This window comes from Streptomyces sp. ISL-1, assembly GCF_018614585.1.
Lineage (GTDB): Bacteria > Actinomycetota > Actinomycetes > Streptomycetales > Streptomycetaceae > Streptomyces > Streptomyces maoxianensis.
In genome coordinates this window covers 44,594-69,121 of sequence record NZ_JAGGOI010000036.1, presented here as the reverse complement: position 1 = coordinate 69,121, position 24,528 = coordinate 44,594, and the positions used below count along the sequence as shown (strand labels likewise).

Sequence of the window (24,528 nt, the reverse complement as noted above, 5' to 3'; positions counted from 1 at the left end):
TTTGCCCGTTTGATTGTGGTGCGGGATCAGGGGTGCGGTCTCGGTGGCGTGCCACGTCGTGCGCGCCGAAACGCCCCGGATCGGATGAGATCCGGGGCGCGAGTTGACTATGACGAGGCTTACGCGGTGCTCGCGGTGCCTACTGGACGGCGCCGTCCTCCTGCGTACGGTTCGCTTCGAGGCGCGCCTTGGCCTGGTCGACCTTGCCGACGATCTGCTGGGACATCGCGTCACGCTGCTTGCGCAGCAGCACAAAGCTGAGCGGCGCGGACAGGACCAGAGCGAGCAGGATGACCCAGACGAAGTTCGAGTCGCCAAGCCCCTTGGGCAGTACGCCGAACTGGACCAGTACGGCCACGGCGACCAAGCAGCCGACGAAGATGGCGATGCGCATGGCGGTGTAGCGGATCGCGGCGCTCGTCCTTGCAGCGGACACGGCGGGCCTTCTCTCTTCGTACGACAGGTCGTGCCCAACCAGTGAAGCACGGCCGGCCGTGGCCGCTCCAAGCGGGCGTCAGAGCAGCGGGAGCAGCATCGTGATGTCGTCGCGGTCGTCACCCTCGGCCACCCGGATCGCGCCAGGCACCCGCCCGACCTCCTTGTAGCCGCAGGCCTCGTAGAAGCGGTCCACGCCGGTGCCGCCGCGGCAGGTGAGCCGTATCGCCTCGATGCCCTCGAAGCCGCGGGCGGCGTCGGCGGCCGCGGCCATCAGATCGCGGCCGTGGCCCGCGCCCTGGTGGCGCGGGTGGACCATGACCGTGTAGAGCCAGACCCAATGCCGCATCAGCCTGTGCGTGTTGTGCGTGAGGAAGGCGCCGGCGGCGACGGTCCCCTCCTCGTCGTACCCCACGAGCAGCCGGGTGCGGCCCTCGGCCATCGCGACCAGATGCTTCACAAGCTCGGGCCGTATGGCTTCGGGGCCGACAGGGGGCACGAAGCCGACCGACCCGCCGGCGTTGGACACGTCGACCCAGAGCGCGACGATTCCGTCCCGCAGGGCTCGGTCGACCGGCGGGTCGAGGTGGAACGTGAGACTCATCGGCGGCGGCCTCAGACGCGCATGGGCTGCGGCGACTCACGGCGGTCGGCGTCCGGGCCCGGGTACTCGCGGATGATCTCGTAGCGGGTGTTCCGCTCGACCGGGCGGAAGCCCGCGTCGCGGATCAGGTCGAGGAGATCGTCGCGGGTCAGCTTGTTCGGCGTGCCGTAATTGTCCGCGTCATGCGTGATCTTGTACTCGACGACCGAGCCGTCCATGTCGTCCGCGCCGTGCTGCAGGGCCAGTTGGGCGGTCTGCACACCGTGCATCACCCAGAAGACCTTGACGTGCTGGACGTTGTCGAACAGGAGTCGCGAGACCGCGAAGGTCTTCAGCGCTTCCGCGCCGGTCGCCATGGTCGTACGGGCCTGCAGACGGTTGCGGACCTTGCCGTCCTGCATGTCGACGAAGTCGTGCTGGTAGCGCAGCGGGATGAAGACCTGGAAGCCACCGGTCTCGTCCTGCAGCTCACGCAGCCGCAGCACATGGTCGACGCGGTGGCGGGGCTCCTCGATGTGCCCGTACAGCATCGTGCACGGGGTCTTGAGACCCTTCTCGTGCGCGAGCCGGTGGATGCGCGACCAGTCCTCCCAGTGGGTGCGGTGGTCGACGATGTGCTGCCGGACCTCCCAGTCGAAGATCTCGGCGCCGCCGCCGGTCAGCGACTCCAGACCGGCCTCGATCAGCTCGTCGAGGATCTCGGACGCGGACAGGCCGGAGATGGTCTCGAAGTGGTGGATCTCGGTGGCGGTGAAGGCCTTCAGGGAGACGTTCGGCAGGGCCTTCTTGAGCTCGCTGAGGGAGCGCGGGTAGTAGCGCCACGGCAGGTTGGGGTGGAGCCCGTTGACGATGTGCAGCTCGGTGAGGTTCTCGCCCTCCATCGTCTTGGCGAGGCGGACGGCCTCCTCGATGCGCATCGTGTACGCGTCCTTCTCGCCCGGCTTGCGCTGGAACGAGCAGTACGCGCACGACGCGGTGCACACATTCGTCATGTTGAGGTGGCGGTTGACGTTGAAGTGGACGACGTCACCGTTCTTGCGCGTACGCACCTCGTGCGCGAGGCCGCCGAGCCACGCGAGGTCGTCCGACTCGTAGAGGGCGATGCCGTCCTCGCGGGTCAGCCGCTCCCCGGCCCGGACCTTCTCCTCCAGCTCGCGCTTGAGCCCTGCGTCCATGGACGGCCGCCTCCCATTACCTCTGTGAATCAAGCTCCACACACCGTACCCCCCCGCCCTTCGGGTGGTGGGACCCCCATTGCCCCTTCCGCGTCAGCCCTCTTCGGGCAGATTCCCGACCCGGTTCTCCCACTTGGTGGAGAGCACGATGGTGGTACGCGTACGGGACACACCCCTGGTCCCGGACAGCCGGCGGATCGTCTTCTCCAGGCCGTCCACGTCGCTCGCCCGGACCTTGAGCATGTACGAGTCGTCGCCCGCGATGAACCAGCAGTCCTCGATCTCGGCGAGGTCCTTCAGCCGGCGCGCCACGTCCTCGTGGTCGGCGGCGTCGGAGAGCGAGATGCCGATCAGTGCGGTGACGCCGAGGCCGAGCGAGGCGGCGTCGACGGTGGCGCGGTAGCCGGTGATGACGCCTGCCGCCTCGAGGCGGTTGATGCGGTCGGTGACGGAGGGCCCGGAGAGCCCGACGAGCCGGCCGAGCTCGGCATACGAGGCCCTGCCGTTCTCTCTGAGGGCCTGGATGAGCTGCCTGTCCACCGTGTCCATATGTCTGGACCCTTCCATTATTCAGAAATCTCGCAAGATTACATACAGAATCTAAGGCACACAGGGCCAAACACCCAGCGAATCCTCAAAACGATCAAGATGTGACAGCTTCAGGAGCCGGCCAACCGCCCGCGTGCCCACCAGCCGGTTGCCGTGCACCGCGTCGACAAGACCCGTACCGCACGCCGCGCCAAGAGGCGCTGCCCCGGCTAGTCCGAACGCGAGCCACCCAGCTCTCCCTCCCAACGGCGGTACAACTGATGCGGCACACCTGCCGCGTCCAGCACCCGCCCCGCGACGAAGTCCACCAGATCCTGGATGTGAGTCGCCCCCGCGTAGAACGCCGGAGAGGCCGGCAGCACCACGGCGCCCGCCTCGTCCAGCGTCACCAGATGCCTGAGGGTCTGCCCGTTCAAGGGCGTCTCCCGGATTGCGACCACGAGCTTCCGCCGTTCCTTGAGCGTGACGCTCGCGGCGCGCTGCAGCAGATCCTTCGAGAGTCCGAGCGCGACTCCTGCCACACAGGCCGTGGACGCCGGGACGATCAGCATCCCCTTGACCGGATACGAACCCGACGAAGGCCCCGCCGCCAAGTCCCCCGCTGCCCAGTGCCGTACATCGTCGACGTCCACCCGGAAAGTACCCGGCTTCCCGTCGGCCCCTCGCGTCAGCCACTCCCGCAGATCCTCACGCCAGTGCGCGTCGCGGAAGGCGATCCCCGTCTCGTCGAGCAGCGTGAGGCGCGAGGCACGGCTGACCACCAGGTCCACGCTCTCGCCCGCGGTCAGCAGCCCACGCAGCACGGCGGCGGCGTACGGCGTACCGGACGCGCCGGAGACCCCGACGATCCAGGGGCGGCGGCACTTCACTTCTCCTGGCTCCACACCGGTGAGCCTATCCGGCGGCCTGTGGAGCGATACGTCAGGCGTTCGGGTCGGCCGGCGACGGCGTGCGCACCGTGGCTACACAGTCAGGCCACGAACCAGGAGATCCAGCAGCGCACACCCGAACAGGGCAATCCCGATGAACCCGTTGACGGTGAAGAACGCGCGGTTGAGGCGGGACAAGTCGCTCGGCTTCACGATCGTGTGCTCGTAGAGGAACGCCGCCGCGACGATCACCAGGCCCGTCCAGAAGAACACGCCCGCGTCCGTCGCCAGCGCGTACCAGGCCAGCAGGACCGCCGTCACGAGATGCGAGGCCCGCGCACCGTACAGCGCCGCCGCGACACCGAAGCGGGCCGGCACCGACAGCACACCGTGGGCGCGGTCGGCGTCCACGTCCTGGCAGGCGAAGATCAGGTCGAAGCCGCCGATCCAGATGCCGACCGCGAGGCCGAGGATCACCGCGTCCCATGACCACTGCCCGGTGATCGCGATCCACGCGCCGACCGGGCCCATGGCCTGGGCGAGGCCGAGGATGGCGTGCGGGAAGTTCGTGAACCTCTTGCCGTACGGATAGACCACCATCGGGATCACCGCGATGGGGGCGAGCGCGAGACACAGGGGGTTCAGCGCCGCCGCGGCGCCCAGGAAGACGACGACCGCGATCAGCGCGCCGGTCCAGGCGGACTTCACGGAGACCACGCCGGTGACGAGTTCACGCCCGGCGGTACGGGGATTACGGGCGTCGATCTCGCGGTCGATGATCCGGTTGCAGGCCATCGCGAACGTACGCAGCCCGACCATGGCGATCGTCACAAGGAGCAGCCGCCCCCAGTGGATGTTCTTGTCGAGCTGGAACATCGCGGTGAGGGAGGCGATGTACGCGAAAGGCAATGCGAAGACCGAGTGCTCGATCATCACCAGCTTGAGGAAGGCCTTGGTCCTGCCCGGACCCGGTACCGCCGCGGCGGACGCGCTCACAGGCCGCGCTCCGGTTCATCCCCGCACAGGCGGGGAAACCCCGGCTGAGCACTGCCGTACTCCTCGGTCGGCCTTCGCTTCACAGCCCGTACTCCTTCCAGCGACGGGTCACCCGTTCGGATGTCTCCGGGTCCGACTCGACCATGTTCGGCCAGCCGCCGTCCCGGACGTACCCCTCCTCGGGGAGCTTCCTCGTCGCGTCGATCCCCGCCTTGCCGCCCCAGAACTGCTGGTACGAGGCGTGGTCGAGGTGGTCGACCGGGCCCTCCACCACGGTGAGGTCGCGGGCGTAGTCCGTGTTGCCGAGCGCGCGCCAGGAAACCTCGTGCAGATCGTGGACGTCGCAGTCCGCGTCCACCACCACGATCAGCTTCGTGAGCGACATCATGTGCGCGCCCCAGATCGCGTGCATGACCTTCTGCGCGTGCTTCGGGTACTTCTTGTCGATCGAGACGATCGCGCAGTTGTGGAAACCGCCGGACTCCGGCAGGTGGTAGTCCACGATGTCCGGCACGATGATCTTGAGCAACGGCAGGAAGAAACGCTCCGTCGCGCGTCCCAGCGGCCCGTCCTCCGTCGGCGGGCGGCCCACCACGATCGACTGGAGCAGCGGGCGCTTACGCATCGTCACACAGTCGATGGTCAGCGCCGGGAAGGGCTCCTGCGGGGTGTAGAAACCGGTGTGGTCGCCGAACGGGCCCTCCGGCAGCATCGTCCCCGGCTCCAGCCAGCCCTCGATCACGACCTCTGCCTGCGCGGGCACCTGCAGCGGGACCGTCTTGCAGTCGACCATCTCGATCCGCTTGCCCGCCACGAAGCCCGCGAAGAGGTACTCGTCGATGTCGCCGGGCAGCGGAGCGGTCGACGCGTACGTGACGGCGGGCGGGCAGCCGAAGGCGATCGCGACCGGCAGCCGCTCGCCGCGCTTGGCGGCCACCTGGTAGTGGTTGCGGCTGTCCTTGTGGATCTGCCAGTGCATGCCGATGGTGCGCCGGTCGTGGCGCTGAAGGCGGTACAGACCCAGATTGCGCACCCCCGTCTCCGGGTGCTTGGTGTGGGTCAGGCCCAGATTGAAGAAGGACCCGCCGTCCTCGGGCCAGGTGAACAGCGCCGGCAGCTGGTCCAGGTCGACGTCGTCGCCGTGCAGGACGACCTCCTGCACGGGCGCGTCCTTCACCTTCTTCGGCGGTACGTGGACCATCGTGCCGAGCTTCCCGAACGCCTCACGCACGCCGACGAAGCCGTGCGGCAGCTCCGGCTTGAGCAACCCGCCGATCTTTTCGCTGATTTCCGCGTAGGACTTCAGGCCGAGCGCCTTGAGGAGCCGGCGGTCCGTGCCGAAGACGTTCATCGCCAGCGGCATCGCCGACCCGCGCACGTTCTCGAACAGCAGGGCCGGGCCGCCCGCCTTGTTCACGCGGTCGACAATCTCCCCGACCTCCAGATACGGGTCGACCTCGGCCTTGATGCGCTTGAGGTCTCCCTCGCGCTCCAGCGCCCGGAGCAGGGAGCGAAGATCGTCATAAGCCATGCCCCCCAGTATCGGCCACCGACTACCCTGGACCTGTCACCGGGGCCGCACCCGGCCCTGCCGCCGTACTTGAGGGGACCCGCTCCACAATGCTCAGGTACCTGCCGTTGATCCTGATCCTGGCGCTGACGATCTACGCCTTCATCGACTGCCTCAACACCCCTGAGGAAGAGGTCAAGCACCTGCCCAAGGTCGTCTGGGTGCTGATCATCCTCATCTTCACGATCGTCGGCCCGGTCGTCTGGCTGGTCGCGGGCAAGCAGCGCCACGCGGCGTCGGGCTCACGGAGTGCCGGCGGCTCGCGCGGCTGGGTCGCGCCCGACGACAACCCCGACTTCCTGCGGTCCCTCAAGGACGAGAAGCAGAACGAGCACAACGAGCACAACGACAAGAAGAAGCAGGACGGGGACGAGTAGCCCTGATGGAACTGCGCCTGCTGGTCGGCACGATCGAGGGCGACCGGGCGGGGCGTGGGCGGCGGGCCAGGTGTGGCGCTGGGGCCGCGTATGGCGGTACGTCAGGAGCCGGCGTCGCAGGCGCTCGTCGCACTGACCCGGGAAGCCGCCGTTTGCCGTGTTCTCCAGGGACTTGTCGCTGTCATGGCATTGACGCTACGAACGGGGCAGCGGCCGGTCCACGAGCCAGTGGGGCGTCCTGCCGGTGGGCCGATCGGCCCGGCCGATGACATACGTTCGGACGGTGAGCGCCATGGAGTACGCGAAGTGGCTGACGACAGCCGTCGAGGAGGCCCGGGCCGGGCTGGCCGAGGGCGGGGTTCCGGTCGGCGCCGCGCTGTACGGCGCGGACGGGGCCCTGCTCGGGCGCGGGCGCAATCGAAGGGTGCAGGACGGCGATCCGTCGGCGCATGCGGAGACCGCGGCCTTCCGCGCCGCCGGGAGACAGCGCTCGTACCGGGGTACGACGATGGTGACGACCCTCTCGCCCTGTTGGTACTGCAGCGGTCTGGTCCGGCAGTTCGGGATTTCCCGGGTGGTGATCGGCGAGGCGGAGACCTTCCACGGAGGGCACGACTGGCTGGCCGAACACGGCGTGGAGATCGTGCTGTTGAACGACACCGGGTGCAAGGGCCTGATGCATGACTTCATCCGGGCCAACCCCGAACTGTGGAGTGAGGACATCGGTGACTGACCCCAGGATTCCCACTGTCGACCTGCGCCTGTGGCTCTCCGGGGACCGGGGCGCCCGCGCCGGGATCGCGGAGAGTGTCGACCGGGCCCTGCGCAGCGCCGGCTTCCTACTGGTCACCGGGCACGGAGTCGATCCGGGGCTGCGAGGCGAAATCCGGGACGCGGCACGGGACTTCTTCCGGCTTCCGGAGCGGCAGAAGGAGCCGTACGCCGTGAAGGTCGGCGGCCGCGGCTGGCTGGGTCCTGGCGCGGAGGCCAACGCGTACGCGGAAGGGATCGAGACTCCCCCGGACCTGAAGGAGTCGCTGTCCTTCGCCGCCGAGGACCCCACCGGCGACCCCGCCGTCGACGCCGAGTGGTTCCTGCCCAACACCTGGCCCGCCGAGGCGCCGCATCTCAGGGATCTGGTGGAGGCCTACCTCGCCCGGATGCGCACCCTCTGCGACCAGCTGCTCGAGCTCCTGGGCGTCGCGCTGGGCGAGCCCGAGGACTTCTTCACCCGGCACACCACACACCCGACCTGGGGCTTCAACATCAACTGGTACCCGGGCCGGGACCGGGTGGGCGATCCGCGGCCGGGCCAGTTCCGCATCGGCCCGCACACCGACTTCGGCACCGTCACCGTCCTCGACCGTCAGGAGGGCAAGGGCGGGCTCCAGGTCTTCACGGACCCCGAGGACGGAGGCGCCGGCTGGGAGGACGCGCCGTACGACCCGGAGGCCTTCACCATCAACATCGGCGATCTGATGGCCCGCTGGACGGGCGACCGCTGGCGCTCGGGCCGGCACCGGGTGCTGCCGCCGCCGGCGGACGTACCGGCCGAGGAGCTGATCTCGCTGGTGTACTTCTACGAGTGCGATCCGGGCACTGCCGTCCGGGGCATCGATTCGCACACCTATCTGCGCGCCCAGCTCGACGCGATCACGGCCGACTGACGTACTGGTCCCGCAGCTCCTGCCGGCGCCCCGGCGTCCACTGCGCCCAGTCCGCTGCCGTCATCGGGTGCCCGTCCAGCGCGTCGGCCAGCAGCTCGAAGTGGTGGTGCCAGCCCGCCAGGTAGTCAAGACGCAGCTCGTCCGTACCGCGGAACTCATTGGTGAAGCGGACCACCGTGCCATCAGCGCTCCCCCTCGGGCCGAACGGCTCCAGGTGGAAGCGGATCCGGCCATGGACGCTGACCGTGTACTCGGCGACACCCTCCACATCCCATGCGGTGACCGTGCCCTGCTCGACGGTCCGGCGGCCCTGCGCATCGGCGTTGAGCCAGAGCAGCGTGACCGCCCCGCCGATGCGCGGTTCGAGGACGTCGGCGGCGGCGAGCCAGGTCGGCAGACCCTCCGGCGTGGCGACGGCGGCCCATACCCGGATCACCGGGTGCGGCAGCCGCAGCTGGAAGTGCAGCAGGTGAATGCCGCCGTCCCGGGTCTCGCTGGTGCCATGAGGGATCACTACGGTCATGGCACCAGCCTCGCTCCGGGGCAGCCCTCGCGCTAGCTCAGACGCCCGCGTACGAGTGCAGGCTGTTCACGAAGATGTTCACGCCGTAGTAGTTGAAGAGGAAGCAGGCGAAGGCGGCAAGACCGATGTACGCGGCCTTGCGCCCCTTCCAGCCGGCCGTCGCGCGGGCGTGCAGATACGCGGCGTAGGCGACCCAGGTGATGAAGGACCAGACCTCCTTGGCGTCCCAGCCCCAGTAGCGGCCCCAGGCGTCACCGGCCCAGATCGCACCGGCGATGATCGTGAAGGTCCACAGCGGGAACACCGCGGCGTTGATGCGGTACGAGAACTTGTCCAGGCTCGCCGCGGCCGGCAGCCGCTCCAGCACGGAGCGGGCGAAGGGGCCCGGGTTGCCGCCGCGGGCGAGCTTGTTCTCGTACGAGTCGCGGAACAGGTAGAGCAGCGTGCCGACCGCGCCGAGGTAGAAGACCGCGCCGCAGAAGATCGCGGTGGAGACATGGATCCACAGCCAGTACGAGTGCAGGGCCGGGACCAGCTGGTCGCTCTTCGTGTACAGCCAGGTGACCGCGACGCCCAGGTCGAGCAGGACCGTGGTGACCAGCGGCAGACCGATCCACCGGACGTTCTTCCTCGCGAGCAGGAAGCCGATGTACGCGCCGACCGCCACCGTGGAGAAGGTGGTGGAGAACTCGTACATGTTGCCCCAGGGGGCGCGCTGCACAGCCACCGCGCGGGTGACGACCCCGCTCGCCTCGATGAGGAAGGCCAGGACGGTCAGCGAGACGGCGATCCGCCCGTACAGATCGCCCTTCATGGTGCCGCCCGCCGCGCCGGGCCCGTCCGGAACGTCCCGGGTGCCGGCGGCCGAGCGGGTGACGATCTTCGGCTTGTCCAGTACGGCGGTGCCCCCGCCCTCCTGCCGGACCTTCACCGCGGGAGCCGCTGAAGCCGCGGCGGCCGTCCCGGCGCCGGTCAGCGCGGCGGCCGTGCGGCCGACCTTGCTGCGGCTGCCGAAGACCCATTCCGCGATGTGCGCGAAGAACGCCAGCGTGAAGACGGCCATCGAGGCATAGATCAGCGAGTTGCTGAACTGGGCCAGATTTTCGTTTGTTGCGGCGGCGAGAGTCACTTCTCAGCCCCTTCGGCAGGTACGTCTGAGGGATCGGGCGCCGTCGGCGCCTCGGAGTTGAGGGTCAGGGCCAGGTCGGCCAGCTCTTCGGGCAGCTTCGCGGACTCGCTGCGGCCGAGCCCCGCCATTTCGACGACGGTGACGCCGTCCGCGCCGGCCACGGCCCGGACCCAGACCCGGCGGCGCTGGATGAACAGCGAGCCGACGAGGCCCGCGATGGCGGCGATCGCACCCGTCAGAGCCCAGCCCGTGGCGGGCTGACGCGAGATCTGGAACGTCGCCCACTCCTTCACTTCCTTCTCGAAGGTGATGGAGCCCGCGCCGTTGGGGAACGTCAGCTTCTCGCCGGGCAGGAGCCGTGCCTTGAGGATCTGCCCCTTGGGGTCCTTGAACTGGGTCAGTTTGGTGGTGTCGAGCTGGTACACGTTCTGCGGCAGTCCCGCGTCGACGCCCAGGCTGCCGTGGTAGCCGGTGAGCGCGAGCACCGGGAACTCCAGCCCCGGGAACTGCGAGAACATGTCGCCCTTGCCCGCCCCGCCGAACGTCGGTACGAAGAAGGCCTGGAAGCCCAGCTGTTCCTTCTTGCCGCTCTTGTCGCGGTAGCCGTCCATGACCTTGATCGCGCCGGTCGAAGTGACGTTGTTGTCGATCGGCAGCAGCGGGGCCGCGCCATTGAAGACGACCTTGCCCGTGCCGTCCCGGACCGTGACGACGGGGGCGTAACCGTGCCCGTTGAGATAGACCTTGGTGCCGTCGATCACCAGGGGCTTGTTGACCTCGATCACGGACTTCTTGTCCGGGCCGCCGCCCTCGGAGTACGTGACGTCGGCCTGGTAGGTGCGCGGGGTGCCCCGCTCCGGCCCGCTCTTCGCGTAAGTACCGGTGAAGCTGTCCAGTTTGAAGGTGAAGGGCGTGAGCTCGTCCGCGCTGAACAGCGATCCGGACTTGAAGTCGTCGTACTGCGTCAGCGTGTTGGAGAAGCCGTCGCCCTCCACGACCAGCTTTCCGCCCTCGGACTTCAGTAGCTGCCCGGCGGCGAATGACACCAGCATCACGATCAGTGCGACATGGAAGAGGAGGTTGCCGGCCTCACGCAGATAGCCCTTCTCGGCGGCGACCGCGTCGCCGACGGTGTGGGCGCGGAAGCGGCGCTTCTTCAGCATGGCGAGCGCCGCCTCGCGCACCTGCCCGGGATCGGTGTCGGTGCGCCACGTGGTGTACGCGGGCAGCCGGGTCAGGCGGCCGGGGGCGCCCGGCGGGCGGCCGCGCAGCTGGCCGACGAACTGCCAGGAGCGCGGCACGATGCAGCCGATGAGCGAGACGAACAGCAGGATGTAGATCGCCGAGAACCAGACCGAGCTGTAGACGTCGAAGAACTGCAGCTTCTCGAGGACCGGCGTCGAGAACTCGTGGCTGTCCTTGTACGCCTGCACCTTGAGCTCGTCCACGCTGTTCTGCGGGATGAGCGAGCCGGGGATCGCGCCGAGCGAGAGCATGAACAGCAGGATCAGCGCGACCCGCATGGAGGTCAGCTGCCGCCAGAACCAGCGCGCCCAGCCGATGACCGAGAGAGAGGGCCCGCCGATGGGCTCTTCCCTGGGGACGGTGGACAGCTGGGCACCGGCCGCGCCGAGGTCCTTGCCGTCCGGGGCGTCCCCGGCGTCCCGCTGCTCTTCGGTCTCCGTCTTGCTCATGGAACTCAGATCCCCACCGTGAAGCCGTTGGTCCAGCCCTGCATGCCCTGCACCAGGCCGTCCCAGATACCGGTCAGCAGCAGCAGACCGGTCGCGATCATCATGATGCCGCCGATCCGCATCACCCAGGCGTAGTGGCGCTTGACCCAGCCGAACGCGCCGAGCGCCTTGCGGAACGCCACCGCCGCGAGGACGAAGGGCAGTCCGAGGCCGATGCAGTACGCGACGGTCAGTATGGCCCCCCGGCCCGCGCTCGCCTGCTCGGCGGCGAGGACCTGGACGGCCGAGAGCGTCGGGCCGATGCACGGCGTCCAGCCGACACCGAACAGCGCGCCCAGCAGTGGCGCGCCGACCAGCCCGGTCACCGGCCGCTTGTGGAAGCGGAATTCGCGCTGGGTGAGCCACGGCATCAGCCCCATGAAGAACACGCCCAGCAGGATCATCAGCACGCCGAGGATCTTGGAGAGCGTCTCCTTCTCGCCCTGGAGGGTCGCGCCGAAGTACCCGAACAGCGCGCCGCCGGAGACGAAGACGACGGTGAAGCCAAGGACGAAGAGGGAGGCTCCGGCGACCATCCGGCCGCGCTTGGCCTCGGCCAGGTCGGTGCCGCTGACCCCGGTGACGTACGAGAGATAGCCGGGTACGAGCGGCAGCACACAGGGCGAGAAGAAGGAGACGAGTCCGCCCAGGACGGCGATCGGCAGCGCCAGCATCAGCGCACCGCTGAAGACCGTCTCGTTCATGCCCGTCGAGGCGGCGAGGACGTCCACGGGATCACTTCTCCGCGATCAGCGGATCGATGATCTTGTGGAGTTCGTCGGCGTCGAGCGCCTTCAGCGAACGCGCCGCGATCTTTCCCTCACGGTCGAGCACGATCGTGGAGGGAATGGACTGCGGGTTGAGGCTGCCCTTGGGGAAGCCATTGACGATCAGTTTGCCCATCGGGTCGTACAGGCTCGGGTACTCGACCCCGTAATTCTCCTCGAAGGCGATCGCCGGGCCCCTGTCGGCATTGCGGGTGTTGATCCCGACGAACTCCACGCCCTTCGCCTTGGTCTCCTTGGAGACCTTGGCGAAATGCGGCGCCTCTGCGCGGCAGGGAGCGCACCACGAGCCCCAGACGTTCATCACGACGACCTTGCCCTTGAGGTCGGCGACGTCCAGCTGCTTGCCCTCGAGCGTCTCGCCCGAGAGCTTGTTGGGAGCGATGCGCTTGCCCTTCGCCGCCGTGGCGATGCCGCCGGTGCCGGTGACGAAGTTGGTGTCGCCGCCACCGCCGGACTTGCCGTTGGAGTCACCGCTGCAGGCAGACAGGGTGAGCGCGCCGACAGCGACCAGGCCGGTCAGCAGGGCGGCGCGGGGGGCACGGCTAAGGCTCATGTGAAAAGTTTCGCATGGCCGTTCCGAGGATCTTTCCGCGCCCCCCTGGCTGCCCGTAAAGCCCCTTGTCAGGCCGTCTTAAAGAAAGTGCTCCAGCCGCCCGCCGGGGACTGGCCGACCTCGAGCGTACGGAGCTTGGCGAGCACCTGCGGGTCCTGGACATCGAGCCAGTCGCAGAACTGCCGGAAGGAGACGAGCCGTACGTCCTTCTTGCCGGCCATGCCCTTGAGGGCTTCCTCGACGGCGTCCATATAGATGCCGCCGTTCCACCGCTCGAAGTGGTTGCCTATGTAGAACGGCGCGCGATTGGACTCGTAGGCGCGATTGAAGCCGGCGAGATACGCCTCGGTGGCCTGCTTCTTCCAGCCGGGATAACGCTCCGGCATGCCATTGGTCGTATTCTGCGACTGATTGGCGAGCATGTTGTAGTCCATCGACAGGACTTCGAAGGAACGCCCGGGGAACGGCACCTGCTGCAGCGGCAGATCCCACAGGCCCTGGCGCTTGTCCGGCCACTTCTGGCGGCCGCCGGGCGAGCTCGCGTCGTAGCGCCAGCCGAGCTTCTTCGCGGTGGGCAGCAGCTTGTCCTGGCCGAGCAGGCAGGGGGTGCGGGCGCCGACGAGTTCCTTGCGGTAGTCGAAGGGCAGCGGATCGATGTCCTGCCAGCCGCTGTTCGTACGCCACTGCGTGACGAACGACACAGCCTGGTCTATCTCGCTCTGCCAGTCCGCGGGCGACCACTTGCCGACCGATCCTGAGCCGGCGCAGAAATGCCCGTTGAAGTGCGTGCCTATCTCATGGCCGTCGAGCCATGCCTGGCGTACGCACTTCAGCGTCTCCTTGATGTGACCGTCCGTGAGATAGCCGATGTCGGAGGCGCCGATGCCATTGTTCGGCGGTCGGTAGAGCGTCTTCTTGGACTCGGGGAGCAGATAGATCCCGGAGAGGAAGAAGGTCATCGCCGCGTCGTGGTTCTTGGCGAGTTCGAGGAAGCGCGGGAAGAGGCCATTGCCGACCTCGCCCGCGCCGTCCCAGGAAAAGATCACGAATTGCGGCGGCGTCTGACCCGGTTCGAGGGGCACGGGTTTGTCCGGCTGGTTGGGCTGCTTTCCGGTGTCGGACGTGGAGCCGTCACCTATGAGCCGACCGTCACTCCCGGAGGGGGAGGGACCGCCGCTGCCCTGACCGGCACCCCCGTCATGTCCGGTCTGTCCGGCTCTGTCCTGGCCGGCCAGGCCGCAGCCCGCGATTCCGATCGCGGCTGCGGCCCCAAGTCCCGCCCCGAGCAAGCCCCTTCGGCTGATGTCGCGCATATCGTCCCCATCCGCGCCCTCCTGGTCGGGAGAGCCATCCAAACCGGCACCGGCTTAGATGCCATACGGAAGACGGGGGTTCCTGGGACTCGCGCTTACTTTCGATGAGGATTCGGGAGGACTGCCCTGCCAACTACGCGCCGAATGCTTTGGCCTTGCCCTTCACGGGTTTCGCACCAGCGAGAAGATGCGCCGGAACGAGATCTCGCGCGGGCTCGGAGTAGCCGACGGAGACAATCCGGTCGCCCTGATACGTGAACGTGGTCAGCGACGCGAGCGTGCACTGCCGACGGCGCGGGTCGTGCCACAGCCTGCGCCGCTCGACGAAACTCCGCACGATCCAGATCGGCAGCTGGTGGCTGACGCAGACGGCCTCGTGCCCGCGGGCGGCGTCCCGCGCGGTGCCCAGCGCGCCCATCATCCGTACGACCTGATCGACGTACGGCTCCCCCCAGGACGGGCGGAACGGGTTGGTCAGATGCTTCCAGTTGGCCGGTTTGCGCAACGCGCCGTCGCCCACCCCGAAGGTCTTGCCCTCGAAGACGTTGCCGGCCTCGATCAGCCGCTCGTCGGTCTCGAGGGTGAGGCTGTGGCTCTTGGCGACGGGGGCCGCGGTCTCCTGGGCGCGCTCCAGCGGGGAGGCGACGACATGCGTGATGTCGCGGTCCACGAGATGCTCGGCGACCCGGTCGGCCATCCGCCGGCCCAGGTCGGAGAGGTGGTAGCCGGCCCGGCGGCCGTAGAGGACGCCATCGGGGTTCTCCACCTCGCCGTGGCGCACCAGATGGACGACGGTGATCTGGTTGTCCGGGCCGCCCTCGCCGTTGGCGCTGCCTTGGCTGTTCTGGGCGTTCTGGGCGTTCTTGCTCATGCCGACGCCTCCGTGGCCTCGGCTGCGGCCCGCGCGGCGGCCGGCAGTGCGGCGGCGATCCGCTCGATCGCCCGTTCGTCAAGGGCCGTGGAAACGAACCAGGACTCGAAGGCGGACGGCGGGAGATAGACGCCGTGGGAGAGCATCGCGTGAAAGAAGGCGGTGAAGCGGAAGGACTGCTGCCGCTTCGCGTCCTCGTAGTTCCTGACGTCGGCGCCGGTGAAGAAGACGGAGAACATATTGCTCGCCGTCTGCAACCGGTGGGCCACGCCCTCCTTGCCGAGCGCGTCCGTCACCAGAGCCTGGATCTCGGCCGAGACCGCGTTGACCTTCTCGTACGCGGCGTCGTCGAGCAGCCGCAGTTGCGCGAGTCCGGCGGCGGTGGCCACCGGGTTCCCGGAGAGGGTGCCCGCCTGGTAGACGGGCCCGACGGGTGCGAGGTGCGCCATGATGTCCGCGCGGCCGCCGAAGGCCGCTGCGGGGAAGCCGCCGCCCATCACCTTGCCGAAGGTCATCAGGTCGGGCGCCACTCCGTCGATGCCGTACCAGCCGGCCCTCGACGTACGGAAGCCGGTCATGACCTCGTCGGAGATGTACAGCGCGCCGTTCTTCCGGCAGGCCGACCTGAGCCCCTCGTTGAAACCTGGCCGCGGCGGCACGACGCCCATGTTGCCCGGCGACGCCTCCGTGATCACACAGGCGATCTCGCCCGGGTGCGCGTGGAAGGCCTCGTTCACCGCTTCCAGATCGTTGTACGGCAGGACGATCGTGTCCCCGGCCTGCGCCCCCGTGACCCCCGGGGTGTCCGGCAGCCCGAGGGTCGCCACGCCCGAGCCGGCCGCGGCGAGCAGCGCGTCGACATGACCGTGGTAGCAGCCGGCGAACTTGACGACCTTGGCCCGGCCGGTGAAGCCGCGGGCGAGCCGGATCGCGGACATCGTCGCTTCCGTACCGCTCGAAACCAGCCGTACCTGCTCGACGGGCTCGATCCGGTCCACGATTTCCTCGGCGAGTGCGACCTCGCCCTCCCCGGGCGTGCCGAAGGAGGTGCCGCGGGCGACCGCCGCGTGCACCGCCTCGATGACGGCGGGGTGGGAGTGGCCGAGGATCATCGGCCCCCACGAGCAGACGAGGTCGACATACTCGCGGCCGTCCGCGTCGGTGAGGTACGGGCCGGTACCGGACACCATGAACCTGGGCGTACCACCCACTGCTCGGAAGGCGCGGACGGGGGAGTTGACGCCGCCGGGCGTCACACGGGACGCCCGGTCGAAGAGCGTCTGCGAAACTGGGGCTTCGTATGAATACGCCACTTTGGTCCTGATCTGCGATTCGGATGTGCGGGGGGCCGGGACGGAGGATCTCGGCCACCGGTGAGCAGGGAGCGCGGTCTCCTCGTATTACGAAAGGGCGTCACCCCTCTCGCGTCTGCGAAACTGGGGCGACATAGGGAAAGCTCACGGAATCCATGGTGTCAGAGGCCCCGACGTTCTTGCGGAGGGGTGTTTCACAGCACGTTCGTGGGGGAGGTCACTGTCACGATGATCGGGTTGCGCGGCGGGGGCTGCGAGTGGTCGGGTGGAGATATGCATCGCGGTGGCGGACTGGGCGAGGGGACCGACGACCTGGGTCCTGAGCCTGCCCGGCGGGGAAAGCACCGGCGACACGGTGCGGACGGGGATGAGCCCACGGGAAGCAGGAGCGGCCGAGTGGGGGTGACCTACAAGTACTTCGGCGCACCTGACGGGGCCACTGCCGCACGTGTGCCGATCTCGATGCGCCCGGAGGAGCTGGGCGGCGACGAGCTCGGCATGGGCGGGATGTTCAGCAAGATCAAGCCGGAGACCATAGCCGCCATGGTGCTGACCGGCATCCAGGGCATGCCGCTGAACAAGGTGCCGCCGCTGGAGCTGGTGGTGCTCCACCCCGACTACGCGGTGGTCAAGCTTCCGATGACGGTGGTCGACCCACTGCGCGGCATCGGCGAGGAGTCGGTGGGCGCGGCGGCGTTCATCTGGTCGACGGTCCCGGACCGGGGCGGGCCGCGGGACGCGTTCAACGTGTACCAGCTGCTGCACGAATGGCAGGACTTCTCGGTCCGGCTGCACGAGGCGGGGCACCAGCCGTACTGCCTGGTCTGGCCCTGAGCCCTGGCGTCGGCGCGGTCGACGCCCGCTTGCCAAGGGGCGGATCGCGCTGGGTGCGAGCCGTGTCATGGCACCGCACATCTTCCCGGACATGACGATCACGGCCGTCGCGGCGGCCGTGATCGCTCTCGTCTTCGGCGGGCTCGTTACGCGGGCAGCCGCCAGTGCGGGTCCCGGCCGGTCAGGGCCAGCGCCCGGTCGAAGTCCGAGACTCCCCCCTCGTCGGGCAGCGGGAACGGCTCGCCGAACACGCCCCACTTGCGGGCCATCGGCGCCATCTCCGCCAGCGCGGGCCCGATTTCGCCGACCACGGCGGGGTCCGGCACGAACTCCTGCCCGGTTGCGCGGGCCAGGTCCCAGGCGTGCACGGTCAGATCGCCCAGCACCATATGGCCGACGGTCCTGGCCGGAAGACCCATGGTCCCCGAGGTGCCCTCCTCGGCGCCGGGGGCCGCCCAGGCCGCGACGAGCGTGGCGGTCTCGTCGGCGAACCGGGCCCGCCAGTCGCCGCCGTCGTCGGTGAAATGCGGTACGGAGGAGAAATCGGCGTTCTTCTTCGCCGCCAGCGCCTGGAAGTTGATCACCACCTGGATGAGGTGATCCGTCAGGGCGCGTACGTCGTACTCGGTACAGGGCGTGGGGTCGGCCAGCCGCTCGTCGGTGATGCCACGCACCACCGGAACGGCATGCTCCGACGCACGTTCAAGCAGGTCACTGATGGTGTTCGTCATGGCTGGACGGTAGGAGCCGCCGACCCCCTGCGTATTGAAGAAACGCGACATAGGATCCCCCGCATGGCAGGTCCGCGACGCGACACCAGGGGCATCGTCGAACCCCGCGAACTCTTCGCGCGAGTGCGTTTCCGCCGCCGCGAGCCGGCCCCTGCGCTGCGTCCGTATCTCGAGCACTACTGGCTCATCGACTGGGACCTTTCGGAGCCGTACGCCTCCCATGTGGTGCCGCATCCGTCCGTGAACGTGGTCTTCCAGCGCTACGGCGACGAGGCGCCGTGGGGTGAGGTCGCGGGCATCGGACTGGGGCTGTTCACGCAGAAGCTGGAGGGGCGGGGGCGGGTGTGCGGGGTGCAGTTCCGGCCCGGCGGCTTCCGGCCGTTCGCGCCGGAGCGGCAGGTGTCCGACTGGACGGGGAAGCGGGTGCCGGTCGCGGACGTCCTGGCGGGGGCAGATCCGGAGACTGTGCGCGGAATCCTCGGACGGGAGGGGGTGCCGGAAGGGGAGCCCCCGGAGACGGAGCGGGAGGGGGAGCGGGAGGGGGAGGGGGAGGACGCGCGGGTCGCCGCGCTGGACGCATTTCTGCTCGGGCTCGAACCGGCGGCTGATCCGCAGGCGGTACGCGCGATGGAACTGGTCGACCTGGTGCGTACGGACCGTACGATCCGGCGGGTCACCGATCTGGCGGCGGCGGGAGGGGTCTCGGCACGGTCGCTGCAACGGCTCTTCGCGGCGTATGTCGGGGTCGGCCCGAAGTGGGTCATCCTGCGCTATCGCATCCATGAGGCGCTGGAGCGGGCCGAGTCGGTCGAAGCCGCACGGGGCGTGGGCGAGGGCGCGGGGGCGGTCGCGCTGGACTGGGCGGCGCTGGCTGCCGAGCTCGGGTACAGCGATCAGGCCCATCTTGTACGGGACTTCACGGCGACGGTGGGCGTGCCGCCGACCGCATACGCCCGCCCGGCTCCCGCGTAGCTGCCGGCAGAAGCGGCCAGTAACCAATGGAGGCCATTGCTCACTGTCAGTAGGATTCGGTCACGCCGACCGCGCCCATGCCGTTGGCGGCCGCGTACCGCAGCACCCGCAGCGGTCCCTCGAGCAGCGTGCCCGCCTCGAAGCCGGGGGCGTCGCTCATGGCCGACATCCAGGCGTCGATACGGGCCAGGACCTCGGCGCGTCGGGGCCCGGCGACAGCGAGCACGGACTCGGCGTGCGGGAGGACGGCCCGTACCTCGGTGGCGGTCAGCAGGAAGTCGCCGAACCAGCCGGGGAGCCGGGCCGCGGCCTCCGCGCCGAGGCCGTAACAGAGGGCGACGGCCGGATCGCCCTTGCGCGCGGCGGCGACGAAGGCGGCCCTGCCCTCCACAGCCCCGTCCGTATCCCCTCCCGCATCCCCCTCCGCGTCGCGGAGCAGATCCATGCCCGCCTGCTTCATGGCGGCGACGGCCGGCGCGCTGGGGCCACCGCTGCGCGCGAAGGCGGCGAAACGGTGGGCAGCGGGCGTGGGTTCGGGCGTGAAGTAGGGCTCGCGGTCGCCACCGCTGAGCCACCAGGTCAGGTCCGCGGCGCAGTTCGGGGGCGTGGTCCACTCCCCCTCCAGGTGCGCGAATCGCCCGGGCAGGGCCGCGACTTCGGCGTCGGGGACGGCGCCGATCGCCCATACACCGGTGAAGCTCATCGTTCGGACCCCCGGTTGTCGGACCCTCGGCCTACAGTGCATGACATGGAGATCAAAGCACCGGCGGTACGGATCGAGCCATGGTCCGAGGACGACTTCGACCTGCTCCGCGCTGCGAACGCGCCGGAGCTGATGGATCACCTCGGAGGCCCGGAGACGGAAGAACAGCTGATCAAGCGGCACCTGCGGCATGTCGATCTCAGCACGGACCGGACGGGGAAAGGCCGGATGTACCGCATCGTCCTGTCGGCGGGCGGGGAGGCGGCGGGCACGGTCGGCTTCTGGGAGAAGACGTGGGACGGGCAGCAGGTGTACGAGACGGGCTGGGGCGTCCTGCCGGCCTTCCAGGGGCGGGGCATAGCCACGGCAGGCACGCTGGCCGTGGTCAAGGAGGCGAGGGCGCAGCACAAGCACCGTTACCTGCACGCCTTCCCGTCCGTCGCCAACGGGCCGTCGAACGCGGTGTGCAGGAAGGCGGGCTTCTCGCTGGTGGGCGAGTGCGAATTCGAGTACCCGCCGGGGAACTTGCTGCGGTCGAACGACTGGCGGCTGGACCTGGGTGAGACCCGGGACATCGGGGAGCCGACGCCATAGCCCCACCGCGGCCCCTTGACGAGTGAGCCTTTTCGAGATTTTTATCTGCGTGACACAGATTCTACGTGACGCATATCCTGCGTTACAGCAACCATAAGGCTCAGCCCGGCGTGACTCCCTGACGCCCTGACTCCTCAAGGAACCGCAGACATGACCATCCTCATCACCGGAAGCCGCGGCAAAGTCGGCTCCACCCTCCTTACGCTCCTCCTCCACGAGGCGGGAGCCACCGTCCGGGCGGCGTCCGCCCGCCCCGAGAAGCTCACCCTCCCCTCGGGCGTCGACGCCGTGAAGTGCGCGCTCGACGACCCCGCGACCTTCGCCGCCGCCCTGGACTCCGTGACCTCCGTGTTCCTGTACGCCGAGGCCTCGCAAATCGACGCGTTCCTCGACGAGGCGGGGGCGGCGGGCGTCGAACACATCGTGCTGCTCTCCTCCAGCTCCGTACGGGACCCCGACGCCGCCGGCAATGCGATCGCCAAGTCCCACCTGGCGGTCGAGCAGTCGCTTGCGGCCTCGCCCATCGAGACGACCGTGCTGCAGCCGGGCGCGTTCGCGAGCAACGCCCTCCAGTGGCCGTGGGTGCTGAACTCCACGGGCGCGATCGACCTTCCCTACCCGGACAGTTACAGCGATCCCATCCACGAACGGGACATAGCCGAGGCCGCGCTCGCCGTCCTCACCCGACCGTCGCTGCGGGGCGCGACGTACCACCTGACCGGCCCCGAAACACTCACCTTCACCCAGCAGATCGCGATCCTCGAACGCGCCGCGGGCCGGCCCATTGCCTTCAACGCCGTGACCCGTGAGTCATGGAAGGAGTCCGTGGCCGAGTACCTGCCGAGCGCCTTCGCGGACGCGCTGCTCGACTACTGGGCCTCGGCGGACGGCTCGCCCCCTCCCCTCACCCGTACCGTCGAGGAACTGACCGGCCACCCGGCCCGCACCTTCGCCGAGTGGGCGAAGGAGAACGCGGACGCCTTCCGCGCCTGAGCCCTCCCGAAACAACCTGGCTGGCATACGCCGCCCGATGACATGCTGACAGCGTGAACGGACCGGAAATCCACCTCAGCGTCTCCCCTGAGCTGCGCCTCTTCGTCCCTCAGGAGCGCCGCCAGGGGCGTACGACCCTGGTCACCGACGGATCGTCGACGCTCGGCCATGTCGTCGAGTCGCTCGGCGTCCCGCTCACCGAGGCGGGCAGGCTGCTCGTCGACGGCCGCCAGGTGGCCGTCTCGCACATCCCCCGCGCGGGCGAACACGTCGAGGTGTACGGCGTCGAGCGGCCACAGCGGGTCCCCGGCGCCCCGCTGCGGTTCCTGCTCGACGTCCACCTCGGCACGCTGGCGCGGCGGCTGCGGCTCCTCGGGGTCGATGCGGCGTACGAGAACGAGGACATCGGCGACCCGGCGCTGGCCACCCTCTCGGCGCGGGAGCGCCGGGTACTGCTGTCCCGTGACCGCGGGCTGCTGCGGCGCCGGGAGATCTGGGCGGGAGCGTATGTCTACAGCGACCGGCCCGAGGACCAACTGCGCGACGTACTGGAGCGGTTCACGCCCCGGCTCGCACCCTGGACCCGATGCACGGCCTGCAACGGCCGGCTGACTGACGCCGACAAGAACTCGGTCCAGGACCAGCTGGAGCAGGGCACGCAGCGCACATACGACGTGTTCGCGCAGTGCACGGCGTGCGAGCGCGTGTACTGGCGGGGCGCGCACCACGCGCGGCTCGAGGCGATCGTCGCGCAGGCGCTACGGGAATTCGGCGGCGCGGCGGCGTAGTTCGCCCCGGCTGCCCGGGAGGGCTGAGCAGACCCGGGAAGGCTTAGCAGACTCGGGAGGGCTGAGCAGACCCGGGCGCGCCGGCGCATACCCGGGCATGGCGGGGCGTCCCAGCGGCTACAGATCACCTTCCCGCAGGCGCTCGACCTGTGCGGCGCTGAGCTCCACGGTCCGCCGCATGTGCGACGTGAGAAGGGCGATCTCCTCATCGCTGTACGCGTCGAACATGTCGAACCAGGAGCCGTTCAGCTTCTGCCACACCGCGCCGAACTCCGCCATCCGCTCGGGCGCCAGCGTCACCAGCACCCGCCGCCGGTCCTCGGCGTCACGCTCGCGCGTGACATACCCCGCCCGCTCCAGCCGGTCGACGAGCCGCGTCGCGGACCCGGTGGTCAGCCCGGTCAGTTCGGCGACCCGCCCGGTGGTGACCGGACCGGGTTCGAGCCCGAGCAGGTTGAGGCACTGCAGATCGGTGGGGTGGAGCCGCAGATGGTCGGCGAGGGCCTGGTTGAACAGGGCGTACGAGGCCATGTAGCGGCGCGAGGCGGTGGACAGCTCGTCCATCAGCCTGCCGCGCCCGGCCGAATCCTTCTGCGTCATGCAGAGATTGTACGGAGCAGACGCACCCCGCGGCCCGGCGCGCGCCCCCACAGCGGACACCACAGCCGGCCATGACCCACCCGTCAGAACATGTAGGGGTCGCCGGTGGCCGGCACCAGCACCCGGTGCTCGTTGTTGTCCGGGTTCCGGTCGGTCGCGCCGCCGTTCCACTGCGTGCCGATCCGCACGACCACCTCCTCCGGCGTGCCTACCGTCCGCAGATCGAGCGCGACCCGGTGTCCGCTGCCGGCAGCCCGCAGCGGGCCCGTCGCACACAGCACCAGCCTTTCGTCGCCCCGCAGACAGCCGACGGGGAGCACCTGGGCATCGACCAGCGGCACCGAGAAGGACAGCCGCACGGTGACGTTCGCGAGGCTCGACGGACCATGATTCCCGGTGACCAGCGAGACCCCGAGCCGCCCGCTCGCCAACGAGACATGGCCGTGGTGCGCCACGTCAGCCTCCGGCGCGATCGCCCTGTCACCGGCGTCCGCGTTCGTACCCAGTCCAACCACCATCACCGCTGCGGCGGACACCGCCAGCAGCGCCTTGCGCCTCAGACACATGACGTGAAGATACCCATTGGATGCCATTTTTCCTGATTGTCCATCAACTCCGGCGAGTCCTCGGCTTCTTGCGTGGCACGCTGAGCCCATGCTCGTCGTCCGTTCCGCTGCTCTCTTCCTCCTCGCCGCCCTCTTCGAGATCGGCGGCGCCTGGCTCGTCTGGCAGGGACTGCGCGAGCACCGGGGCTGGATCTGGATCGGCGCGGGCGTCATCGCTCTCGGTGCGTACGGCTTTGTGGCCACGCTCCAGCCGGAGGGCGAGTTCGGCCGCATTCTCGCCGCGTACGGCGGAGTCTTCGTCGCCGGCTCCATCGCCTGGGGCATGGTCGCGGACGGCTACCGCCCGGACCGGTGGGACGTGATCGGCGCGCTGGTCTGCCTCGCGGGCATGGCGCTGATCATGTACGCCCCGCGGGGCCGCTGACGCCACGGCCGCCCCCGCCCGCCAGGTCGGCCTATCCTGGGCCGCGTATCGATCACACGCGAGGAGTAGGACATGACCGCCGCTGGGACCGCCGTCGCCGTCGTCACCGGAGCCAGCAGCGGCATCGGCGCCGCCACCGCACGCCAACTCGCCGCCGCCGGCTACCACGTCGTCCTCACCGCCCGCCGCAAGGGCCGCATCGAGGCTCTCGCGGCGGAGCTCACCCGCGCGGGCCACCGCGCCACCGCGTACGCCCTCGACGTCACCGACCGGCCGGCCGTCGACGCCTTCGCCGCCTCCCTCGACCGCTGCGACGTCCTCGTGAACAACGCGGGCGGCGCACTCGGCGCGGACCCCGTCGCCACCGGCGACCCCGCCGACTGGCGCCAGATGTTCGAGGTCAACGTCATCGGCACACTCAACACCACGCAGGCGCTGCTCCCGGCCCTCACCGCCGGCGGCGACGGCACCGTTGTGATCCTCTCCTCCACCGCGGGCCACGCCACCTACGAGGGCGGCGGAGGCTACGTCGCGGCCAAGCACGGCGCCCACGTCCTCGCCGAGACCCTCCGCCTGGAGATCGTCGGCACCCCCGTCCGCGTGATCGAGATCGCCCCCGGACTGGTCAAGACCGAGGAGTTCGCGACGACCCGCTTCCGTGGCGACGAGGAGAAGGCCGCGAAGGTCTACGAGGGCGTGGCGGAGCCCCTCACGGCCGACGATGTCGCCGACACCATCACCTGGGCGGTCACCCGCCCCTCCCACGTGAACATCGACCTGATGGTGGTCCGCCCCCGCGCCCAGGCCTCCAACTCCAAGGTCCACAGGGAGCTGTGACGCCAATCGGCGTGGACGGTG

At 69.3% G+C, this 24,528-nt stretch carries 29 protein-coding genes; 10 read left to right on the top strand and 19 right to left on the bottom strand.

The features are described from left to right. Nucleotides 1-139 precede the first annotated feature (139 nt). From J7E87_RS25990 to J7E87_RS25960, 7 genes are all read right to left on the bottom strand, one after another. Complete coding sequence (locus tag J7E87_RS25990) at nt 140-436, bottom strand: DUF4229 domain-containing protein (protein ID WP_215096960.1); 297 nt, start codon at nt 434-436, stop codon at nt 140-142. A gap of 78 nt (nt 437-514) precedes the next feature. Then, complete coding sequence (locus tag J7E87_RS25985; protein ID WP_215096959.1) at nt 515-1,039, bottom strand: GNAT family N-acetyltransferase; 525 nt, start codon at nt 1,037-1,039, stop codon at nt 515-517. Nucleotides 1,040-1,050: 11 nt separating this feature from the next. Continuing rightward, complete coding sequence (gene mqnE, locus J7E87_RS25980) at nt 1,051-2,214, bottom strand: aminofutalosine synthase MqnE (RefSeq protein ID WP_215096958.1); 1,164 nt, start codon at nt 2,212-2,214, stop codon at nt 1,051-1,053. A 93-nt stretch (nt 2,215-2,307) separates the two neighbouring features. Further along, nucleotides 2,308-2,763, bottom strand: coding sequence for an Lrp/AsnC family transcriptional regulator (locus J7E87_RS25975; protein WP_215096957.1), 456 nt, complete (start codon nt 2,761-2,763; stop codon nt 2,308-2,310). A 209-nt stretch (nt 2,764-2,972) separates the two neighbouring features. After that, complete coding sequence (locus J7E87_RS25970) at nt 2,973-3,632, bottom strand: UbiX family flavin prenyltransferase (protein WP_215096983.1); 660 nt, start codon at nt 3,630-3,632, stop codon at nt 2,973-2,975. A 93-nt stretch (nt 3,633-3,725) separates the two neighbouring features. Then, nucleotides 3,726-4,628, bottom strand: coding sequence for a menaquinone biosynthesis prenyltransferase MqnP (gene mqnP / locus J7E87_RS25965; protein WP_215096956.1), 903 nt, complete (start codon nt 4,626-4,628; stop codon nt 3,726-3,728). 79 nt (nt 4,629-4,707) lie between these two features. Then, nucleotides 4,708-6,159, bottom strand: coding sequence for a menaquinone biosynthesis decarboxylase (locus tag J7E87_RS25960; RefSeq protein WP_215096955.1), 1,452 nt, complete (start codon nt 6,157-6,159; stop codon nt 4,708-4,710). A gap of 89 nt (nt 6,160-6,248) precedes the next feature. On the opposite strand from J7E87_RS25960, the gene J7E87_RS25955 reads away from it, so the two are divergent. The 3 genes from J7E87_RS25955 (at nt 6,249) to J7E87_RS25945 (ending at nt 8,242) form a co-directional block, all read left to right on the top strand. Beyond that, nucleotides 6,249-6,575 carry a PLD nuclease N-terminal domain-containing protein gene (locus J7E87_RS25955; RefSeq protein ID WP_215096954.1) on the top strand — a complete coding sequence of 109 codons (327 nt, stop codon included), beginning with the start codon at nt 6,249-6,251 and terminating at the stop codon, nt 6,573-6,575. Between the two features lie 292 nt (nt 6,576-6,867). After that, on the top strand, nt 6,868-7,308 hold the full coding sequence (locus J7E87_RS25950) for a nucleoside deaminase (protein ID WP_215096982.1): 441 nt from the start codon (nt 6,868-6,870) through the stop codon (nt 7,306-7,308). Further along, the gene (locus J7E87_RS25945; RefSeq protein WP_215096953.1) at nt 7,256-8,242 is read left to right on the top strand and encodes a 2-oxoglutarate and iron-dependent oxygenase domain-containing protein; all 987 of its coding nucleotides are present in this window, start codon (nt 7,256-7,258) and stop codon (nt 8,240-8,242) included. Before J7E87_RS25950 ends, J7E87_RS25945 begins: the two co-directional genes overlap by 53 nt. On the opposite strand, the gene J7E87_RS25940 is transcribed toward J7E87_RS25945, so the two are convergent. The 8 genes from J7E87_RS25940 to hemL form a co-directional block, all read right to left on the bottom strand. Beyond that, nucleotides 8,229-8,765, bottom strand: coding sequence for an SRPBCC domain-containing protein (locus tag J7E87_RS25940; protein WP_215096952.1), 537 nt, complete (start codon nt 8,763-8,765; stop codon nt 8,229-8,231). The genes J7E87_RS25945 and J7E87_RS25940 overlap by 14 nt on opposite strands. Before the next feature lie 37 nt (nt 8,766-8,802). Continuing rightward, complete coding sequence (ccsB, locus tag J7E87_RS25935) at nt 8,803-9,894, bottom strand: c-type cytochrome biogenesis protein CcsB (RefSeq protein ID WP_215096951.1); 1,092 nt, start codon at nt 9,892-9,894, stop codon at nt 8,803-8,805. After that, nucleotides 9,891-11,588 (bottom strand): cytochrome c biogenesis protein ResB, encoded by a 1,698-nt coding sequence (locus J7E87_RS25930; RefSeq protein WP_215096950.1) that lies wholly within the window; start codon nt 11,586-11,588, stop codon nt 9,891-9,893. The genes ccsB and J7E87_RS25930 overlap by 4 nt, the downstream gene beginning before the upstream one ends. A 5-nt stretch (nt 11,589-11,593) precedes the next feature. Continuing rightward, nucleotides 11,594-12,331, bottom strand: a complete 738-nt coding sequence (locus J7E87_RS25925) for a cytochrome c biogenesis CcdA family protein (RefSeq protein WP_215096981.1) — start codon at nt 12,329-12,331, stop codon at nt 11,594-11,596. Between the two features lie 31 nt (nt 12,332-12,362). Beyond that, a complete protein-coding gene (locus J7E87_RS25920) occupies nt 12,363-12,968 on the bottom strand; it encodes a TlpA disulfide reductase family protein (protein WP_215096949.1) in 606 nt (201 codons plus the stop codon). A 68-nt stretch (nt 12,969-13,036) separates the two neighbouring features. Then, complete coding sequence (locus tag J7E87_RS25915) at nt 13,037-14,281, bottom strand: hypothetical protein (protein ID WP_215096948.1); 1,245 nt, start codon at nt 14,279-14,281, stop codon at nt 13,037-13,039. A gap of 133 nt (nt 14,282-14,414) precedes the next feature. Further along, a complete protein-coding gene (locus J7E87_RS25910) occupies nt 14,415-15,152 on the bottom strand; it encodes a histidine phosphatase family protein (protein WP_251018010.1) in 738 nt (245 codons plus the stop codon). Beyond that, complete coding sequence (gene hemL, locus J7E87_RS25905; RefSeq protein WP_215096947.1) at nt 15,149-16,465, bottom strand: glutamate-1-semialdehyde 2,1-aminomutase; 1,317 nt, start codon at nt 16,463-16,465, stop codon at nt 15,149-15,151. The genes J7E87_RS25910 and hemL overlap by 4 nt, the downstream gene beginning before the upstream one ends. Nucleotides 16,466-16,738: 273 nt before the next feature. Between hemL and J7E87_RS25900 the strand changes: the two genes are divergently transcribed. Beyond that, on the top strand, nt 16,739-17,299 hold the full coding sequence (locus J7E87_RS25900) for a hypothetical protein (protein ID WP_215096979.1): 561 nt from the start codon (nt 16,739-16,741) through the stop codon (nt 17,297-17,299). Nucleotides 17,300-17,445: 146 nt separating this feature from the next. On the opposite strand, the gene J7E87_RS25895 is transcribed toward J7E87_RS25900, so the two are convergent. Beyond that, nucleotides 17,446-18,030, bottom strand: a complete 585-nt coding sequence (locus J7E87_RS25895; RefSeq protein ID WP_215096946.1) for a TIGR03086 family metal-binding protein — start codon at nt 18,028-18,030, stop codon at nt 17,446-17,448. Nucleotides 18,031-18,093: 63 nt separating this feature from the next. On the opposite strand from J7E87_RS25895, the gene J7E87_RS25890 reads away from it, so the two are divergent. Further along, nucleotides 18,094-19,002, top strand: coding sequence for a helix-turn-helix transcriptional regulator (locus tag J7E87_RS25890; protein ID WP_215096945.1), 909 nt, complete (start codon nt 18,094-18,096; stop codon nt 19,000-19,002). Between the two features lie 46 nt (nt 19,003-19,048). On the opposite strand, the gene J7E87_RS25885 is transcribed toward J7E87_RS25890, so the two are convergent. Then, on the bottom strand, nt 19,049-19,705 hold the full coding sequence (locus J7E87_RS25885) for a hypothetical protein (protein WP_215096944.1): 657 nt from the start codon (nt 19,703-19,705) through the stop codon (nt 19,049-19,051). Nucleotides 19,706-19,750: 45 nt separating this feature from the next. Between J7E87_RS25885 and J7E87_RS25880 the strand changes: the two genes are divergently transcribed. The 3 genes from J7E87_RS25880 to J7E87_RS25870 all read left to right on the top strand — a co-directional run bounded on the left by J7E87_RS25880 (nt 19,751) and on the right by J7E87_RS25870 (nt 22,080). After that, complete coding sequence (locus tag J7E87_RS25880) at nt 19,751-20,299, top strand: GNAT family N-acetyltransferase (protein WP_215096943.1); 549 nt, start codon at nt 19,751-19,753, stop codon at nt 20,297-20,299. A gap of 150 nt (nt 20,300-20,449) precedes the next feature. After that, the gene (locus J7E87_RS25875) at nt 20,450-21,292 is read left to right on the top strand and encodes an NAD(P)H-binding protein (protein ID WP_215096942.1); all 843 of its coding nucleotides are present in this window, start codon (nt 20,450-20,452) and stop codon (nt 21,290-21,292) included. Between the two features lie 53 nt (nt 21,293-21,345). Further along, nucleotides 21,346-22,080: a Mut7-C ubiquitin/RNAse domain-containing protein gene (locus tag J7E87_RS25870; protein ID WP_215096941.1), complete on the top strand. Its 735-nt coding sequence runs from the start codon at nt 21,346-21,348 to the stop codon at nt 22,078-22,080. Nucleotides 22,081-22,197: 117 nt separating this feature from the next. Here J7E87_RS25870 and J7E87_RS25865 read toward each other — a convergent pair whose 3' ends face one another. Together J7E87_RS25865 and J7E87_RS25860 are read right to left on the bottom strand one after the other, a co-directional pair. Then, nucleotides 22,198-22,680, bottom strand: coding sequence for a MarR family winged helix-turn-helix transcriptional regulator (locus J7E87_RS25865; protein WP_215096940.1), 483 nt, complete (start codon nt 22,678-22,680; stop codon nt 22,198-22,200). 83 nt (nt 22,681-22,763) lie between these two features. Beyond that, nucleotides 22,764-23,246, bottom strand: a complete 483-nt coding sequence (locus J7E87_RS25860; RefSeq protein ID WP_215096939.1) for a hypothetical protein — start codon at nt 23,244-23,246, stop codon at nt 22,764-22,766. A gap of 88 nt (nt 23,247-23,334) precedes the next feature. Here J7E87_RS25860 and J7E87_RS25855 point away from each other — a divergent pair, with 88 nt between their 5' ends. Both J7E87_RS25855 and J7E87_RS25850 read left to right on the top strand, forming a co-directional pair. After that, entirely contained in the window at nt 23,335-23,670 is a 336-nt protein-coding gene (locus J7E87_RS25855) for a YnfA family protein (RefSeq protein WP_215096938.1), read from the top strand. A 72-nt stretch (nt 23,671-23,742) separates the two neighbouring features. Then, nucleotides 23,743-24,507 carry an SDR family NAD(P)-dependent oxidoreductase gene (locus J7E87_RS25850; protein WP_215096937.1) on the top strand — a complete coding sequence of 255 codons (765 nt, stop codon included), beginning with the start codon at nt 23,743-23,745 and terminating at the stop codon, nt 24,505-24,507. Nucleotides 24,508-24,528: the final 21 nt, after the last annotated feature.

Coding starts and splice junctions, on each gene's coding strand:
- J7E87_RS25985 (WP_215096959.1), bottom strand. CDS start 1,039: ATGAGTCTCACGTTCCACCTCGACCCGCCGGTCGACCGAGCCCTGCGG.
- mqnE (WP_215096958.1), bottom strand. CDS start 2,214: ATGGACGCAGGGCTCAAGCGCGAGCTGGAGGAGAAGGTCCGGGCCGGG.
- J7E87_RS25975 (WP_215096957.1), bottom strand. CDS start 2,763: ATGGACACGGTGGACAGGCAGCTCATCCAGGCCCTCAGAGAGAACGGC.
- J7E87_RS25960 (WP_215096955.1), bottom strand. CDS start 6,159: ATGGCTTATGACGATCTTCGCTCCCTGCTCCGGGCGCTGGAGCGCGAG.
- J7E87_RS25955 (WP_215096954.1), top strand. CDS start 6,249: ATGCTCAGGTACCTGCCGTTGATCCTGATCCTGGCGCTGACGATCTAC.
- J7E87_RS25950 (WP_215096982.1), top strand. CDS start 6,868: ATGGAGTACGCGAAGTGGCTGACGACAGCCGTCGAGGAGGCCCGGGCC.
- J7E87_RS25945 (WP_215096953.1), top strand. CDS start 7,256: ATGACTTCATCCGGGCCAACCCCGAACTGTGGAGTGAGGACATCGGTG.
- J7E87_RS25940 (WP_215096952.1), bottom strand. CDS start 8,765: ATGACCGTAGTGATCCCTCATGGCACCAGCGAGACCCGGGACGGCGGC.
- J7E87_RS25930 (WP_215096950.1), bottom strand. CDS start 11,588: ATGAGCAAGACGGAGACCGAAGAGCAGCGGGACGCCGGGGACGCCCCG.
- J7E87_RS25925 (WP_215096981.1), bottom strand. CDS start 12,331: ATGAACGAGACGGTCTTCAGCGGTGCGCTGATGCTGGCGCTGCCGATC.
- J7E87_RS25920 (WP_215096949.1), bottom strand. CDS start 12,968: ATGAGCCTTAGCCGTGCCCCCCGCGCCGCCCTGCTGACCGGCCTGGTC.
- J7E87_RS25915 (WP_215096948.1), bottom strand. CDS start 14,281: ATGCGCGACATCAGCCGAAGGGGCTTGCTCGGGGCGGGACTTGGGGCC.
- J7E87_RS25910 (WP_251018010.1), bottom strand. CDS start 15,152: ATGAGCAAGAACGCCCAGAACGCCCAGAACAGCCAAGGCAGCGCCAAC.
- J7E87_RS25900 (WP_215096979.1), top strand. CDS start 16,739: ATGCATCGCGGTGGCGGACTGGGCGAGGGGACCGACGACCTGGGTCCT.
- J7E87_RS25895 (WP_215096946.1), bottom strand. CDS start 18,030: ATGACGAACACCATCAGTGACCTGCTTGAACGTGCGTCGGAGCATGCC.
- J7E87_RS25890 (WP_215096945.1), top strand. CDS start 18,094: ATGGCAGGTCCGCGACGCGACACCAGGGGCATCGTCGAACCCCGCGAA.
- J7E87_RS25885 (WP_215096944.1), bottom strand. CDS start 19,705: ATGAGCTTCACCGGTGTATGGGCGATCGGCGCCGTCCCCGACGCCGAA.
- J7E87_RS25880 (WP_215096943.1), top strand. CDS start 19,751: ATGGAGATCAAAGCACCGGCGGTACGGATCGAGCCATGGTCCGAGGAC.
- J7E87_RS25875 (WP_215096942.1), top strand. CDS start 20,450: ATGACCATCCTCATCACCGGAAGCCGCGGCAAAGTCGGCTCCACCCTC.
- J7E87_RS25865 (WP_215096940.1), bottom strand. CDS start 22,680: ATGACGCAGAAGGATTCGGCCGGGCGCGGCAGGCTGATGGACGAGCTG.
- J7E87_RS25860 (WP_215096939.1), bottom strand. CDS start 23,246: ATGTGTCTGAGGCGCAAGGCGCTGCTGGCGGTGTCCGCCGCAGCGGTG.
- J7E87_RS25855 (WP_215096938.1), top strand. CDS start 23,335: ATGCTCGTCGTCCGTTCCGCTGCTCTCTTCCTCCTCGCCGCCCTCTTC.
- J7E87_RS25850 (WP_215096937.1), top strand. CDS start 23,743: ATGACCGCCGCTGGGACCGCCGTCGCCGTCGTCACCGGAGCCAGCAGC.